14 protein-coding genes are annotated in these 16,890 nt (G+C 54.8%); 9 read left to right on the top strand and 5 right to left on the bottom strand.

The annotated features are described in order from the left end of the window. Position 1: 1 nt before the first annotated feature. The gene (locus D9A02_RS09320; protein WP_120500715.1) at positions 2-640 is read right to left on the bottom strand and encodes a LysE family translocator; all 639 of its coding nucleotides are present in this window, start codon (positions 638-640) and stop codon (positions 2-4) included. Between the two features lie 217 nt (positions 641-857). Here D9A02_RS09320 and pepN point away from each other — a divergent pair, with 217 nt between their 5' ends. Then, positions 858-3,410, top strand: a complete 2,553-nt coding sequence (gene pepN / locus D9A02_RS09315) for an aminopeptidase N (protein ID WP_120500714.1) — start codon at positions 858-860, stop codon at positions 3,408-3,410. Positions 3,411-3,685: 275 nt separating this feature from the next. Here the strand turns inward: pepN and D9A02_RS09310 are convergent, their stop codons facing one another. After that, positions 3,686-4,360 carry a transglycosylase SLT domain-containing protein gene (locus tag D9A02_RS09310; protein WP_254054594.1) on the bottom strand — a complete coding sequence of 225 codons (675 nt, stop codon included), beginning with the start codon at positions 4,358-4,360 and terminating at the stop codon, positions 3,686-3,688. Positions 4,361-4,629: 269 nt separating this feature from the next. On the opposite strand from D9A02_RS09310, the gene gatB reads away from it, so the two are divergent. The 6 genes from gatB (at position 4,630) to D9A02_RS09280 (ending at position 11,919) form a co-directional block, all read left to right on the top strand. Further along, entirely contained in the window at positions 4,630-6,141 is a 1,512-nt protein-coding gene (gene gatB / locus D9A02_RS09305) for an Asp-tRNA(Asn)/Glu-tRNA(Gln) amidotransferase subunit GatB (RefSeq protein WP_120500712.1), read from the top strand. A gap of 33 nt (positions 6,142-6,174) precedes the next feature. Then, on the top strand, positions 6,175-7,260 hold the full coding sequence (locus tag D9A02_RS09300) for a hypothetical protein (RefSeq protein WP_120500711.1): 1,086 nt from the start codon (positions 6,175-6,177) through the stop codon (positions 7,258-7,260). Positions 7,261-7,347: 87 nt separating this feature from the next. Next, positions 7,348-7,830: a thioesterase family protein gene (locus D9A02_RS09295; protein WP_120502458.1), complete on the top strand. Its 483-nt coding sequence runs from the start codon at positions 7,348-7,350 to the stop codon at positions 7,828-7,830. Positions 7,831-8,007: 177 nt separating this feature from the next. Further along, positions 8,008-8,967: an ABC transporter permease gene (locus D9A02_RS09290; protein ID WP_120502457.1), complete on the top strand. Its 960-nt coding sequence runs from the start codon at positions 8,008-8,010 to the stop codon at positions 8,965-8,967. After that, positions 8,964-9,860 (top strand): ABC transporter permease, encoded by an 897-nt coding sequence (locus D9A02_RS09285; protein ID WP_120500710.1) that lies wholly within the window; start codon positions 8,964-8,966, stop codon positions 9,858-9,860. Before D9A02_RS09290 ends, D9A02_RS09285 begins: the two co-directional genes overlap by 4 nt. 10 nt (positions 9,861-9,870) lie before the next feature. Beyond that, positions 9,871-11,919: an ABC transporter ATP-binding protein gene (locus tag D9A02_RS09280; RefSeq protein ID WP_254054593.1), complete on the top strand. Its 2,049-nt coding sequence runs from the start codon at positions 9,871-9,873 to the stop codon at positions 11,917-11,919. 86 nt (positions 11,920-12,005) lie between these two features. Here the strand turns inward: D9A02_RS09280 and D9A02_RS09275 are convergent, their stop codons facing one another. Further along, entirely contained in the window at positions 12,006-12,479 is a 474-nt protein-coding gene (locus D9A02_RS09275) for a YHS domain-containing (seleno)protein (RefSeq protein ID WP_120502456.1), read from the bottom strand. 330 nt (positions 12,480-12,809) lie between these two features. On the opposite strand from D9A02_RS09275, the gene D9A02_RS09270 reads away from it, so the two are divergent. Beyond that, a complete protein-coding gene (locus D9A02_RS09270) occupies positions 12,810-13,364 on the top strand; it encodes a L,D-transpeptidase (protein WP_120500708.1) in 555 nt (184 codons plus the stop codon). Positions 13,365-13,385: 21 nt separating this feature from the next. On the opposite strand, the gene D9A02_RS09265 is transcribed toward D9A02_RS09270, so the two are convergent. Both D9A02_RS09265 and D9A02_RS09260 read right to left on the bottom strand, forming a co-directional pair. After that, positions 13,386-14,159, bottom strand: a complete 774-nt coding sequence (locus D9A02_RS09265) for an SDR family NAD(P)-dependent oxidoreductase (protein WP_120500707.1) — start codon at positions 14,157-14,159, stop codon at positions 13,386-13,388. A gap of 24 nt (positions 14,160-14,183) precedes the next feature. After that, complete coding sequence (locus D9A02_RS09260) at positions 14,184-15,272, bottom strand: ABC transporter ATP-binding protein (protein ID WP_120500706.1); 1,089 nt, start codon at positions 15,270-15,272, stop codon at positions 14,184-14,186. Positions 15,273-15,601: 329 nt separating this feature from the next. On the opposite strand from D9A02_RS09260, the gene D9A02_RS09255 reads away from it, so the two are divergent. Continuing rightward, on the top strand, positions 15,602-16,876 hold the full coding sequence (locus tag D9A02_RS09255) for an imelysin family protein (protein ID WP_120500705.1): 1,275 nt from the start codon (positions 15,602-15,604) through the stop codon (positions 16,874-16,876). Positions 16,877-16,890: the final 14 nt, after the last annotated feature.

The raw sequence follows: 16,890 nt of genomic DNA, 5'->3' as shown, positions 1-16,890 counted from the left end.
TTCAGATGCTCGCTTTGAAGCTCGCGAGCTTGAGGCCAAAACCAATGAACACAACACCCGTCACTCCCTTGAGCCATCTCTGGAAGCTGCCACTTCGCGCCATCGAAGTCAGCTTAGAGAACAACAAAGTCATGGTGGTGAACCACGCGGTAGCAACCATCGAGTGAAGAAATACAAGCAAGAAGGACGAGGCGGCAGATGTTTCGCCAACAGTGATGAACTGAGGGAATGCGGCAAGGTAAAACATTGAGACCTTTGGATTCAACGCGTTCGTGAAAAAGCCCTCCATATAGGCGCGCCATAATGTCCTTCGCGTTTGTGCAGGTTTCACTGTCTCAGTGTTTTTGACGCTTTTGAATGCTCCGAACAGAGCCTTCAACCCAATCCATATGAGGTATGCTGCCCCAATGTACTTCACGATAGCGAATGCTGTCGCGGATTTGACCAGAATGATTGAAATCCCAAGTATGGCCAGAGCACCATGCAGGAAAAAAGCCGTCACAAAACCCGCGACATTGGCAAATCCGGCTGCTCGACCAGATGTAGGAACAGTCTTCGCGATCAGGAAGCCATTCGGGCCTGGTGACATCACCAAGAGTGCTGCAACAAACACGAATGCTGCAATTTCTGACCACGCCATCTGCGAATACTCCTCCGTCGCGATTTCATGTTAAATACTGGAGGCTGGGTGGGCCGGTCAACTTGTAACTAAGGGCTCAAACCGGACATTGGCCTATAAGCCAATCAGGTGTTCATATGTTCAGAAAAAGAGCCCCTCTAAGAGGTCTCCAACTTTCCCCGCTTGCAGCCCCCGCGGGATGCATTACATCTGTTGGCGCAGCAGACGGAGGCCGAGCATGCGTGAAACCACCCCCCAACCGATTTACCTCAAAGATTACACGCCCTTTGGCTATCTCATCGATACGGTTGAGCTCACCTTTCACCTGCACCCCGAACAGACACGGGTGAAATCGCGCATTCAGTTCCGCCCCAACCCTGACGCCACAGACCGAACCTTTTTCCTGCACGGCGAAAACCTCAAATTTCTGAGTGCTACCATCGACGGGAAACCCGTCACCCCCACAATAACCGATCAGGGCCTAACTGCGGATGTGCCCGATGCCCCGTTCCTGTGGGAATCCGAGGTCGAAATCAGCCCCGTCACCAACACCGCGCTTGAAGGGCTCTATATGTCCAACGGCATGTACTGCACCCAGTGTGAGGCCGAAGGCTTTCGCAAAATTACCTATTACCCGGACCGCCCTGATGTGATGGCCTCCTTCACCGTCCGCATCGAAGGCCCGGAAAAGGTCATGCTTTCAAACGGTAACCCCGGCGATACAGGCGAGGGTTTCGCCGAATGGCATGACCCCTGGCCCAAACCGGCCTATCTCTTTGCACTCGTGGCTGGCGATCTGGTCAACCATCCCGGCGCATTCACCACCAAATCCGGTCGCGATGTAGAACTCAACATCTGGGTCCGCCCCGGTGACGAAGGCAAATGCGCCTTTGGCATGCAGGCGCTCAAAGACTCGATGAAATGGGACGAAGACGTCTACGGCCGTGAATACGATTTGGATCTGTTCAACATCGTCGCCGTCGATGACTTCAACATGGGTGCGATGGAAAACAAAGGGCTGAACATTTTCAACTCCTCTTGTGTGCTCGCCAGCCCGGAAACCAGCACCGATGGCAATTTCGAGCGGATCGAGGCGATCATCGCCCACGAATACTTCCACAACTGGACTGGCAACCGCATCACCTGCCGCGACTGGTTCCAGCTTTGCCTCAAAGAGGGGTTAACAGTCTACCGCGACGCACAGTTCACATCAGACCTGCGCAGCGCCCCCGTCAAACGGATCGAAGACGTCATCGCCCTGCGCGCCCGCCAATTCCGCGAGGACAACGGCCCCCTCGCCCACCCGGTGCGCCCCGAAAGCTTTGTTGAGATCAACAATTTCTACACCGCCACCATCTATGAAAAAGGCGCCGAGCTAATCGGCATGCTCAAAACACTGGTCGGGGATGAAGCATACTACAAAGCATTAGATCTCTACTTTGACCGTCACGACGGCGACGCCGCCACAATCGAAGACTGGCTGCAGGTGTTTGAGGATGCCACTGGTCGCGATCTCAGCCAATTCAAACGCTGGTATTCCGACGCGGGCACCCCGCGCCTGCAGGTTAGTGACGATTATGCTGATGGCACCTACACGCTGCATTTCTGCCAAAGCACACCGCCCACTCCGGGACAGGATGACAAGCCGCCACGTGTCATCCCCATCGCCGTCGGCCTAATCGGCCCCAACGGGGACGAGGTGCAGGCAACACAAGTACTAGAAATGTCTGAGGCCGAGCAAAGCTTCACCTTCACCGGCCTCTCCGCCAAACCCACGCCGTCGATCCTGCGCGAATTCTCCGCGCCGGTGATCTTGCAACGCGATAGCAACAATGCTGAACGTGCCTTCCTGCTGGCCCATGACACAGATCCCTTTAACAAATGGGAAGCAGGCCGCGCCTTGGCCAAGGACGGGTTGATCGCAATGATCCGCGAGGGGGCTGCCCCTGACAGCGCCTATCTCGATGCCATCACCGCCGTCGCCCGCGATGACACGCTTGATCCGACCTTCCGCGCCCTTGCCATGGGCCTGCCCAGCCAAGACGATCTGGCCCAAACCCTGTTTGACGCAAACCATACTCCTGATCCACAGGTCATTTGGGATGCGCTGGAAACGCTTCGACAGGCCCGCGCCCAGCACATGCAAGATCTCGCCCCGCGCCTCTATGCCCAATATCAGGTCGAAGGCGCCTATAAGCCAGATGCGGCCCAATCCGGTGCACGTTCCTTGGCCAACACCGCCCTTGGTCTGATCACCCGGCTCGATGGTGGCGCACAGGCCCAGCGCCAATATGATGCGGCGGACAACATGACCCAGCAACTCGCTGCCTTCTCATGCCTTTTACAGGCCGGTAAGGGCGAGGCCGCGATTGCCGCCTTCTATGACCAATGGCAAGATGATCGTCTGGTCATCGACAAATGGTTCTCAATGCAGGTGGTGCAAGCCGCTCCAGATCAGATTGCAACCGTCGCCGACGCGCTGACTAAGCATCCAGATTTCACCATGAAAAACCCCAACCGCTTCCGCGCCACACTCGGCGCACTGGCGATGTCCCCGGCGGGCTTCCACCATGCCTCAGGCGCTGGCTACGAATTGCTGGCCGACTGGCTCATCCAGCTCGACCCGCTCAACCCCCAAACCACCGCCCGAATGTGCTCGGCGTTTGAGACCTGGAAACGCTACGATGCCGACCGGCAAGACCTCATCACCACGCAATTGAATCGCATCCTCGCCACCCCAAACCTGAGTCGCGACACTACCGAAATGGTCACGCGGATTAGAGGGGCGTAAATCCGTAGGGTGGGTGCAAACCCGCCCTCCAAAATTAACCTTCTGAAAATGGTCAGTTGTCATCCAGCCTAGAAGGCAATCCATTTGTTTCACCTGACTACAAATATCTCCACCGGAGGCAAACTCAAGGCGGAGGCCGAAGGCCGACAACGAGACATCCTGCGCGCCGCAGGCGCACATTTTGATGCATGGTCTTGATGCACCATCCGCGATGCACGGTTTGCGTACAAAACCCGCGTACAACCTGTACAGCCTGTACGCAAATTTACCCGGCCCTAACGCTCTGCTCCCGGAGTGCTCAACCCTTTGGGTCGCGTCTTGGGACGGGTTGATTCGATGGGTTTGCAATAGGTCTGCGCGCGGGTGTACGCCATCATATCATTGCGTTTACGACTGCTGTAAAACGGGCCCCAATCAGCCGCGACCCCTTTCATGCCACGTGACACAACCCCATCACGTGGCACGGTTTTCGCCATGATCCGAATGCCGCAATTCAAGTTCGCCACCCCATCTTTGAGTGCGGCCCCCGAGCGTGCGTTGCATTTATAAAGCTGCGCGGTCGAGGGTGTGATCTGCAACAAACCATACCAACGCCCGCCGCCGCCAACAGCGGTCTGTCGAAACGTGCTTTCATGCTTTACCAAAGACGAAATCAACCCCACCCAAAACGCCTGCCGCGCCTCAAGATCTGCTTCTGGGTATGCCGGGCACCAATCGGTCACATCTGCCGGCACCATATTTGCCAGCGCCGCACCATGGGTTTTCAACGCCGCAAGCGAGGCGCGCGTCCATAACGCGCCGCTTTTCTGCCCCTCCCAACGGGTGCGCGGAATGTTGCCCTCACGCGCCGGTGGTTTCAGAGTTTTGCTGGAGGACCCCGACGAATCTGTCTGCGCAAAGGCAGGCATCGCCAAAAGAGCCATTATAAAATAAGCGCTTAACTGTTTCATCGTTGTATATTCACTATTTTACCAATGACGAGCAACATCCAATTTCCCCACCAAAACCATAGCATGGCGACGTTCGCGCATAGCTGCACGCTTGCACCGGGAACAACATCTCTTACAAATAACACCAGCACAAATCACGCCGGTGCAACTGAACAACGAAACAGGATGAAAAAGCCCCCCTGCAAGGACAGAAGGCCCGACAGCCCCCTTGCCCGCCGGGGGCGGCTGCCGTAGAAGGCGGAAGACTTTTCCGCACCGGAGACACTGCTATGCTGGACCTGACTTACGACACCCCAAAGCCCAAGGTTATTGCCGGGGCCAAATATGACTGGGAACTGGTCATCGGGATGGAGGTCCACGCGCAGGTTTCCTCGAATGCCAAGCTGTTTTCCGGGGCCTCAACAAAGTTTGGCGCAGAGCCTAACTCAAACGTGGCTTTTGTAGATTCGGCGATGCCCGGCATGTTGCCCGTGATCAACGAATACTGTGTAGAGCAGGCCGTGCGTACGGGTCTTGGCTTGAAGGCTGAAATCAATCTGAAGTCGGCCTTTGACCGCAAGAACTACTTTTACCCTGACCTGCCCCAAGGTTATCAGATTTCGCAGCTTTACCATCCCATCGTGGGCGAAGGCGAAGTGCTGGTTGAACTAGGCGACGGCACTGCGCGTCAGGTCCGGATTGAGCGCATTCACATGGAACAGGACGCTGGCAAGTCGATCCACGATATGGATCCTGCAATGTCGTTTGTTGACCTGAACCGAACCGGTGTTTGCCTGATGGAAATCGTCAGCCGGCCAGATATTCGTGGTCCAGAAGAGGCCGCTGCCTACATCGCCAAAATCCGCCAAATCATGCGCTATCTTGGCACCTGCGATGGCAATATGCAAAACGGAAACCTGCGCGCGGACGTCAACGTTTCGATCTGCCGGGCGGGTGCGTATGAAAAGTATCAAGAGACGCAGGATTTTTCGCATCTGGGTACCCGTTGCGAAATAAAGAACATGAACTCCATGCGCTTCATCCAGCAGGCGATCATTATTGAGGCCAACCGCCAGATTAAAATCGTCGAGGGTGGTGGAACCGTTGATCAAGAAACCCGGTTGTATGACCCGGATAAGAACGAAACCCGGTCGATGCGCTCCAAAGAAGAAGCACATGATTACCGCTATTTTCCGGATCCTGACCTGTTGCCGCTTGAGATCGAGCAGGCTTGGGTAGATGACATCGCGGCCACTCTTCCCGAACTGCCCGACGAGAAAAAATCTCGCTTGATCAACGATATGGGCTTGTCTGACTATGACGCCAGCGTCCTGACCGCCGAGGCTGAGAATGCCAGCTATTTCGAGGCTGCAGCGCAGGGGCGCGAAGGTAAGGTTGTTGCGAACTGGGTAATCAATGAGCTGTTTGGCCGTCTTAATAAGGATGACGCTGACATCGCCTCTTCACCCGTATCACCAGCACAGCTGGGTGGCATTGTTGATTTGATCGCCTCTGATGCGATCAGCGGAAAAATCGCCAAAGACCTGTTCGAAATCGTCTACACCGAGGGTGGCGATCCCGCACAGATCGTCGAAGAGCGTGGCATGAAGCAGGTGACAGATACTGGAGCAATTGAAACCGCCGTGGATCAGATCATCGCTGACAACCCCGCACAGGTCGAAAAAGCCCAGCAAAACCCGAAACTTGCCGGCTGGTTTGTAGGTCAGGTGATGAAAGCCACAGGCGGCAAAGCCAATCCCAAAGCTGTGAACGAGATCGTCGCGCAAAAACTCGGGCTCTAAGGCCTTTTTGCGATGCATATCAGAATCAAAGCAATGCTGCGCAATACCATCGCAGCATTTGCGATTTCTGGTGGCGGAATAGCTGCGGCAGAGCAAGCGCAACTCTCCCATACTTGCGATCCAACGGATGTCTTTGAGGAATGCCGCGATCTCGCTCTGCGCTATAGCATCGGAATCTCTCCGTTTCCACGTGACGAGCTCCGCGCTAAGACATTAAACATGCTCGCGCTTGAGCAAGCCAAAACTGACTGTACTGCTGACTTTGGATATTCTGACGGCTGTCGTAGAGCACGAGAATACATCCTTGCTGAGACGGGACGTATACGCCCCTCAACCGGCCTGGACACTCCGGGAGCGCAAGCGTTGTTGGACCTACGCGAAATTGCTGAGACGGGCTGCGAGCGTCAAAACCCACAGTCTTGTCTGGCGCGTGCAACGTTCGATTATGATGTCGGGCTCTTATTGTATCGCTCGCAAAAAGCCCGGCAAAGCGGCCAAGATAGCAACCAAGTCGCGCGAGCCTACTTTGCAGAGCGAGATGGATTTTTGGCGCTGGCGCGAGAGGCCGCAAAACACCATATATACCGCCTACAAAAGCAATGCGATGCAGGAAAAGAAGACGCCTGCCTGCACCGCGACCAAACTACAGATCTTTTTCACACTGTGTCCCCAGATACAGAAACAGAAGCAGAAATCGCCGTTTTGTATCCCTCTTATTCTACGGCTTGTTTGAATGGTGACATCAGAGCATGTGTCCAGCTGGCTCGTAACATTGCCACCCTTGGTTTGGAATACGAACCGACCATAGATGAAGCGGAAGCCCCGCAGCTAGTCGCAAGACGGCTTGAGACAGAATGCATAGCGGACAATGGCCCGGCATGCTTTACCGTGGCCTTACTATTGACGGCGTTGGAACGTGACCCTCAGGCGCTTTATACTCAAAGCTGCAGGTTGCATGTGGCTGAAGGCTGCGAAGCAATCGCTTGGCAGGCAGTTGTCACTTACACCGACATCCCAACCCCAGAAAATTTGAGCGCCGCAATGCCACTGTTGCAAAAGGCCTGCGAGATGGGGCGCAACGTGCCGTGTCACGTACTAGAGCATCTGCCGACCAATTAGGCAGAGATTTTTATTTCCGTGCTTTCTCATTGCATTCCGTAGCATACCCTTTATGCAGAGAACGCCCAACGAGAGATGCTCCGGATCATGTCCCAACCTGCCCCATTCTTTTCGACCTATCACGAGATCGAGCCGGGTTGGATTGATCACAACAACCACCTGAACATGGGCTATTACACCGTTTTGTTTGATCGCATGTCGGATGAAGTGTTTGCCGAATTAGGCTTTGGGCCGAATTACGTCAAACGCACCAATCACACGACCTTTTCAGCCGAGTTTCACATCCGCTATCTGCGCGAGGTCAAGTTGGGCGAACGTCTGCGGTCCTCATTTTACATGCTCGACTATGACGGCAAACGTTTCCACACCTATCAGGAACTGTTTCACGAGGACGGCTGGATTTCAGCCACTGGCGAAGGGTTGACCCTTCATGTCAATCTGGACGGCCCCAAGGTTGCACCTATGCCCGATGACATTCTGGCGCGAGTATCAAAAATGGCAAAAGCGCACGCCACCCTACCCAGTCCTGCGGATGTCGGACGCAAAATCGAAATCAAACATAAGGGCTAACGCTTATTCATATTGCAATGTCACACGCAGGTTTTACCAGATGTTGGGAATTTGCATCGTGAGCATGGCAAGTAAAGGGTCGACGGCTGTGATCAGGTTGGGCTAGGCTTAGCCAGAACTGGGCATATGCCCGCAACTTCAGCGGCCTCGCTGCTCACAAGAGGCCCACAGGACCGCATGGCAGAATTAATTCTTCGTCGTCTTGCCCTTGGCCTTGCCACCATTTGGATGGTGTCAGTTATCATTTTCATGGGGATTGAAGCCCTGCCCGGCGATGCCTGCACGGCCTATCTGGAGCGCGATGCACAAGGCGAAGTGCTGGAAAGGTGTCGCACACAACTGGGCCTGGATCAGCCCGCCGCCCAGCGATATCTAAATTGGGCAACTGGGGCTATTCAAGGCGACCTGGGCGTATCAGCCAACGGTAACACAACCATCGCCACAGAGGTCGGCCTAAGGGTCAAAAATTCAATCTTGCTGGCCGCAGGTGCGTTAAGCGTTGGCGTGCCGCTTGCGATATTTTTAGGAGTAATCACCGGGTTATGGCGCGATAAATTCCTTGATATTTTCTTTTCTACCGGGGCCATTTTTGCAATGACTATCCCCGAATTCGTCGCCGCCACGATCATTACCTTGATCTTTTCGATCTGGCTTGGGGTACTGCCTGCGGTGGTATTGACACCCGCAGATGCACCAGCTTTGGATTTCTTTCCTGAATTTGTCCCCGCCGCGATCGTACTGACCCTGGTGATGGTGGCCCATATTATGCGCATGGTCCGGTCATCGGTTATTGAGGTGATGACCAGTGATTACATCCAGATGGCTCAACTCAAAGGCGTACCATATTGGCGGATGGTGTTTCGCCATGCCTTGCCCAGTGCGCTCTTACCTGCCATCAACATCGTCGCGCTAACGATTGCATGGTTGTTGGGTGGCGTCGTGGTGGTTGAGGTCGTGTTCAACTATCCGGGCCTGGGCCGGATGATGATTGATGCAATCTCGGATCGCGATCTGCCGGTCATTCAAGCTATCGCCATTCTGGTGGCCGCCACCTACGTCGGCATCAACCTACTGGCGGATCTGTTGACCATTCTACTGAACCCACGCCTACGCACTCAACATCTGAGGCGCAAATGAGCCTTGCTCCCCCATCACGCGCCCAGACGCGCCCATCATTACTTCGCCGTTGGGGCACGGTGTTGCGGGATGTCATGTCGCGCCCATCCGGAGCCATTGGCTTGGGTTTGGTCTTGGCACATCTGCTCATGGCACTCTTGAGCCCGTGGCTCACGCCATATGATTACAAGGCAATGAATGCCGGGATGATCCTGTCAGCCCCCTCGCCAGAACATTGGCTGGGCACCGACCATCTGGGCCGCGATGTCTGGAGCCGAGTCATGCTGGGCGGACGCGAGGCATTGCTGGTTTGCGGTATTGCCACGCCGATTGCTGTGCTTTGGGGTGGTTTGATCGGCGTTTGGCTAGGCCTGCGTGGCGGATGGCCGGACGAGATGGTGATGCGCGCAGTTGATGCCTTTCTGGCGTTACCGGGCATCTTGCCGCTGATGGTCTTGGTGGTCATTTTTGGCACGGGCAACGAGGTGTTGATCCCAACCTTGGCGTTCTTCTTTGGCATCCCGGTGATCCGTGTGGTCAGGGCCGCGGCGCAAACTGTTGTTGCCCGTGACTTTGTGCTGGCGGCCCGTGCACGCGGGCACCCGCAGCATGAAATTATTCGGCGCGAACTGCTGCCAAATGTTCTGGATGTGCTTCTGGTTGAAGGGGCAATGCGCCTGAGCTGGATGTTACTGACCTTTTCATCCCTGTCATTCCTGGGCTTCGGCGTGTCAGAGCCTACCGCAGATTGGGGCCTCATGATCAACGATGCCCGTACGTTCATGTCCTTGGCCCCTTGGGGTGTTTTGGGGCCGATGATTGCCCTGTCCAGCCTGATCATCGGTGTCAACCTGATGGCAGATGCTTTGGCTAAGGCACTGGGCATCGACCGCGCCGGAAAGGCAGTACTGTAGAATGAGCAATATGCCAATCGTCGACATCCAGAACTTGTCTGTCGGTTTCACCGGTCGCTCCGGTGCCACCCTGCCCGTATTACGCGACATCAGTCTGAGCATCCGTGCCGGTGAAAGCATCGGTCTGGTTGGCGAAAGCGGCTCAGGTAAAAGCACATTGGCCCTGGCGGCTATGGGGTTTTTAAAAGGTGGGCTACGAAAATTGTCCGGTCATGTCTGTTTTCAGGGTGATGATATGTTCGCCCGCTCTCGCGAAGAGCTTGAAACCATTCGCGGTGGGCGATTGGGGCTTATTCCGCAAAACTCTGGTCAAGCTCTGACACCGACAATGCGTATCGGAACGCAGCTGAGCGAGGCATTGCGCCTGCATTGCCCCTCAGTTCCTGCCGATCAGCATCAAGAGGTTTCCCATAATCTGCTGGCACAGGTACGATTGCCCGACCCCAGTACAATCCTGCAACGGTTTCCCCATGAGCTATCTGGTGGGCAACAACAACGCGTCGCCATCGCAATGGCCTTGGCTGGTGAACCCGAGGCTTTGTTGCTGGACGAACCAACAACCGGGCTAGACGTCACCACGCAGGCGCATATTCTGCAGTTGTTGAACGATCTGGCCGAGAGCCGCAATATGGCCATGCTGTATGTCAGTCACGATCTGGGTGTTATCGCCCGTAGCTGTGCCCGCGTAGCGGTGATGTATGCCGGTCAGATCATCCTAGATGGCCCAACACGACAAGTTTTGCGAACGCCATCGCACCCTTATCCCAAGGGATTATTGGCTTCGATCCCCCGATTGGAAGACCGGCGCTTGCCCGTCGCCTTAGAAGGTCGCCCACCCCCACCCGGCGGCGCCGGAAACGGCTGCGCCTACGCCCCACGTTGCCCATTGGCCGAGGCACGATGTTCCGCCTCTCCACCCCCACCCATTCCAGATGGTCAGGGTGGAATCGTGCACTGTTTTCGACCTGAAGACACACTAAGTTCCACTATGGATCAGGGACGGCATGAGCCCATACACCATAGCCCCGATGGCCGCCCAGCACTGGATCTTGATGGAATTTCGCTCAGCTATAGTAACCTAGGCTTGTTTGATCGTTTACGTGGTGCAGTTCCCCCAGTGCCAACTGTTGATGGGATTACGGTGACAATCGCACGGGGTGAAACCCTTGGCCTTGTTGGCGAATCAGGTAGCGGAAAGTCCACCATTCTCAAAGCCATTGCCGGGTTGTTACCACCCAAAACAGGGCAAATCTGCGTTGCCGATGAGATAAACCTGCCCGCTTTGGTCGAAAAGCGATCCCCTGAACAACTTCGCCGGATCCAAATGATTTTTCAAAATCCGGATGAGAGCATGAACCCACGTCAAACCATTGGAGAGATACTGGCGCAACCCTTGCGCCTTTATGACCAATTGGAGGGGCAAGCCCTGCACGACCGGGCCGTCGAGCTTCTGGAAACCGTACGGCTAAGCCCGCATTACATCGACCGCCTGCCCAGCCAGCTGTCAGGTGGTGAAAAACAGCGCGTGGCCGTCGCCCGTGCCTTTGCCGCCGAACCTGAGATTGTACTTTGTGACGAAGTGACATCAGCGCTGGATGTCTCGGTCCAGGCGGCGGTTCTGGATCTGCTCAATGATCTCAAGTGCAGTAAGAACACCACCTATGTTTTTGTCAGCCATGATTTAGCAGTGGTTCGGGCGCTCTCGGATCGTGTGGCCGTGCTTTATCAGGGGCGTTTGTGCGAATACGGCCCAACCGAGCAGGTCTATGGCGCGATTTCTCATCCTTATACTGACATTTTGCTGAGGGCCGTTCTGGAGCCGGACCCGGACACAGCGCCCCAGCTATGCGCCGAGGATGTGGTCGAGCTGTCGCCACCCGCACAGGGCTGTCCATTTCAACGCCGATGTCCCCACCGTTTGGGTGCAATCTGTGACCAGGAACAACCACCCTGGCAAGAGGGCGCGAGCGGTCACATGATCCGCTGCCACATTCCCCGCAATGAATTGCAAAAAATTCCAGAAACTGCACCGCCGCAGAGTAACTCTTTCGTCAGGTAATTTTGTGCACGTTGAAATGCGCCACGTCATAAAAAATGGCGGCAGAATCTCTGCCACCATTCTTCGCCAAACAGGAAGAGAAAGGCTTACTGCTGCAATGATGCAGGTGTCGCATCTTTGATGTCAGTCCAGTTTGTATCCGCTTTTGTAATGAAACCCGGAACATCGCCATTCCAACGTTCCTGAATGTCTTGCGACAGATTCAGGTACAACTTGTTATCAACGATTTTCCAGTAATCAGGATCACCATCAAATTTGAAGCCCATTGCAGTCCCGAAGGCACAGTATCCACCATATGCCGGAGCATAGGCTTCTGGGTTGGCTTCAAATGCCGCTTTGTTTTCTTCCGACGCAAAACGATAGGTCGCGTCATTGTAGACGGAAGAGATTTTGTAGCTACCTTCCGTAGGCTCACCAACGGTGAAATAAGCCACCGGGTCATAGCCCTGCATTGCAAGGCCTGTTGATGACGCGTTCACATCAGGGCCAGCAGCCAAAGCGGTGGTTGCAGTGATAACAGACAGGGCAATTCCGCCCACGAGGGTTTTGATCTTGTTCATTGGGTAACCTTTCCCATTGTTTTGCCCTACCACGTTCAATTCAGCGGTGATGGGCAAGTCGATTTGAATGTTGCAGAAGGCTGTAATTTCCTTCTGCAACCAAACTGGAGATCCGTTGGTAACGTTTCAAAACAACTAAATGTGAATGTGCATGGCTGAACAATACGCTGTGCATCTGTGAATTTAAGTCCCGATGCAGTACCATAGGTCTCGACGCTGGCGCGGATCAGCCACAATTCCAAGAAACCTCCTCAGTTTCACCGTATTTTTATTTTGAAGTCAGCTCACAGCATATTATTTTAAGATCAAACGTTTTAAGGACCTCTTGTTATGATCACACGTCGCCACTTCATCGCCACTGGCCTGACAGCCGCCGCACTCCCTGCGACAGGGCACGCCTTTGAGCTTGAGCAAAAGTTCAACCCGCAAAAAGTGAGCATCAGCTCGAAATATCAGCCCGGCCAGCTCTTGGTTTTGCCGCGGGCGCATTTTCTATATTTCATCACGGCCCCTGGCGAGGCATTGCGCTACGGCGTCGGCGTCGGCAAAGCCGGGTTGGAATTCAGTGGCACCGCAACTATCAGCGTGAAAAAAGAATGGCCCACCTGGCGGCCGACAAATGAAATGATCGAGCGTGATCCATCCGCTTATGCCAAATTCAAAGGCAATGATTATGTTCAACCCGGTGGTGGCGATAACCCACTAGGTGCCCGGGCACTGTATCTGTTCCAAAATGGGCGCGACACATACTTCCGCATTCATGGAACGACCGCACCAAAAACAATTGGTAGGTCGGTTTCAAACGGCTGTATCCGGATGCTGAACAAACACGTCGAAGACCTGTACAACCGTGTGCCAATCGGAACTGTAGTGACCGTTCTATAAAGACCTGATCTGATCAGACACTCATGTCTTCGGCAAAATTCCCGAAGACATGAACCCTCCATCCACATTTAAAATATGGCCGTTGATAAAGCCGGCCTGTTCTGACGCCAGAAAACACACCGCATCCGCAACCTCTTGCGTTGTAGCATAACGTTTGATCGGAGTTTGGGCGTGCCACAACTCACGATCTTTAGGGCCGTGAACCTTTTTGATCATCGGGGTATCGACCGGGATCGGCGCAACCGCGTTGGTGGTCACGCCCTGATCGCCCAGTTCTGCGGCCAGCAGACGGGTCAGCATGTCAACACCGCCTTTGGTGCAGGAATAGGCCCCGCGCCCGGCGTTGGCGATCTGCCCGTTGACCGAGCTGAGCGTGACAATCCGCCCCCAACCGTTTGCGACCATCTGACGCCCAGCCAGCTGGCAGCAATGGAACGTACCGCTGAGGTTCACATCCAGAATACGTGCCCAGTCCTCGGGATCAAAATCAAGGATTGGAACGGCCTTCACAACAGCCGCACAGGTCACCAGAATATCCACACCACCCGACGTTGCCAGTTGTGCGAATACTGCTTCGCAGGCCGAACGGTCACTAACATCAAAGGCCACATACTGAACCGCATGCCCGTCGGCATGCAGCTCCTGCACCGCGGTTTCGCACGCCACCTCGGACAGATCACAAATCGTCACCTCAGCTCCGGCACGGCACAGGCCTTCGGCACAGGCCAGCCCGATACCGCCTGCCCCACCGGTCACAAGTGCACGCTTGCCTGACAAATCAATTTCGATGCTCATTGCAGGGTCCTCTAAGATTGCGCCTCAAGTGGCTTCTACCGGAAAGACAAAACAGCGATCCCGGCGCAACATCAACCACATGGCTTTGCCGGGCTTGGGCAGAAACACGTTAGGCACAGTCGCCTTTAGGGTCGATCCGTCGTGATCCATGCGGAACTCGACCAGACTTTCACTACCCATAAACCGCGCACGCACGGCGGTACCCCGCGCCGGTGTACCAAATTTAATTGTCGGGCTCGGGCCTACGCCACTACGATCAAAATCAATCTTGATGTGCTGTGGGCGTGTGACGATCTCAACCTCCTGGCCATCGCCTACACCCGGCGCCAGAAACTGCCCAAAGGGCGTATCCGCCAGTGCGCCGTTCACCGTACCACGGATAATATTGACGTCACTAAAGAAAGCCACAGCCTCGCGATCCACTGGCGCATTATAGATGTTGTATGGCGCACCCTGTTGCACAATCCTCCCACCGCGCATCAAGGCAATTTCATCAGCCATGCGCATGGCCTCTTCGGGTTCATGGGTCACCAGTAGAACTGCCGTATCTTCCTCGCGCAGGATTTCCAGCGTTTCATCGCGAATACCGTCGCGCAGACGGTTGTCCAGGCCTGAGAACGGCTCATCCATCAGCATGATGCTGGGACGCGGAGCCAAAGCGCGGGCCAAAGCCACCCGTTGCTGCTCGCCGCCTGATAATTCATGCGGATAGGCCTCAAGATAACGTGCCATGCCAACCCGGCGCAGCAGCTCTTCGACTCGTTTGCCCTTATCAGCTTTTGAGTCGCTCAAACCAAAGGCCACGTTCTCCCCCACCTTTAGGTGCGGGAACAGGGCAAAATCTTGAAACATCAAGCCAATTTGGCGCCGCTCCGGCGGGACGCGAAACACCGTGTCGCAAACCAGATTGCCATCAACCCAAATCTCACCGCTGTTTTGCATCTCAACGCCTGCGATCATCCGCAATGTCGTTGATTTGCCGCACCCAGAAGGACCCAACAGGCAAACCACCTGCCCCGGTGCAATTTTGAGCGACACATCATCCACGACCTTGCGACCATCGTAACGTTGCACAAGGTTCTTAATCTCTAATCTGGGAGGAGTTGGTTGCAAATCGGCCCCATAGCTTTCCGATTATTTCTATCGGGTTTTAAAAGCGGCATAGCAAGCCTGCTGATCTGGTGCAAGCGATGAGGAGTAACTCATGGCACATCTATAGAATGGTCTAGGAGGTAAAAGCCGTAAAGTTTCTACAATTTCATTAATTGAGTAAAATACTCAGATTGACAATCCTGACTTTTTAAATCAACTAATAGACAGCAAGCCAGCCTGACGAATCCAATAGGCAAGCCCGAACACGACGCGCAGGTCACTGCGCATTGAACCGAGAAATTCCGGACTGTTACTGCGGTCCTCCACACTGTGTTAAGGAACCTTGTGAAATGAAGTCTTTCACGCTCTCCGTCAGCGCCATTGCCCTGACAAGCCTCGCCCCAGCAGCACTGGCAGGCGATGCCATCAATAAAGCCGATATTCTCAATAATTACGCAAACATCGCGTCCGCAAAATACAGCGACAGCCTGAGCAGCGCTGAAACACTGCAAGCTGCCGTGGCCGCACTTGTGGCCGAGCCGACCGCAGAAAACCTGCAAACTGCCCGTGCTGCTTGGCTGGCAGCGCGTGTTCCTTATCAACAAACCGAAGTGTTCCGTTTCGGTAATGCCATCGTTGATGACTGGGAAGGCAAGGTAAACGCCTGGCCACTGGATGAAGGCCTGATCGACTATGTTGATGCCAACTATGGTGGCCCAACAGACGAAAACAATTTCGCGGTTCTGAATGTTATCGCCAACCCAAGCTTTGAGCTGTCTGGCGAAAAAATCGATGCCCGCGACATTACACCAGAATTGCTAGCCGAAACCCTGCAAGAAGCAGACGGGATCGAGGCCAACGTCGCCACCGGCTATCACGCCATTGAATTTCTATTGTGGGGTCAGGACCTGAACGGAACAGCCCACGGTGCAGGCAACCGTCCTTCGACAGATTTTGCTGCCGGGGATGCCTGCACAGGCGGTAACTGCGACCGCCGCGCGGAATACCTGACCGCCGTGACCGACTTGTTAGTCTCGGATTTGGAATGGATGGCCGCGCAATGGCAGGATGGCGGCAACGCCCGCGCCCAACTTATCGCAGACGAAAACAAGGGAATCACCGCAATCCTCACCGGCATGGGTTCTTTGTCATACGGCGAACAGGCCGGTGAGCGCATGCGTCTTGGCCTAATGCTAAACGACCCTGAGGAAGAGCATGACTGCTTCTCGGACAACACACATAACAGCCACTACTATGATGGCTTGGGCATCCAGAATGTTTATTTGGGCGAATATGTTCGCACCGATGGCCGCCTTGTTTCCGGCCCATCCCTGTCAGATCTGGTTGCCGCAACTGACGCGGATCTGGACACCGAAATGCGTTTGAAACTGAGCAACACCATGCAAGCTCTTGGTCGCATCAAAAGCACAGCTGAGGCAGGTTTCTCTTATGATCAGATGCTTGAGGCCGGCAATGCTGGCGGCGAGGCTTTGATCATGGGCGGTGTGAACGGTCTGGTTGATCAAACCAAATCAATCGAGCGGGTGGTGTCCATATTGGGTCTTGATCAGGTTGAATTCGAAGGCTCAGACAGTCTTGATGCCCCAGAGGCCGTGTTCCAATAAGATCAAGCGGAGTG

It is taken from the genome of Roseovarius sp. EL26, from assembly GCF_900327775.1.
Classification (GTDB): domain Bacteria; phylum Pseudomonadota; class Alphaproteobacteria; order Rhodobacterales; family Rhodobacteraceae; genus Roseovarius.
This window is presented reverse-complemented; position numbering and strand designations above follow the sequence as displayed.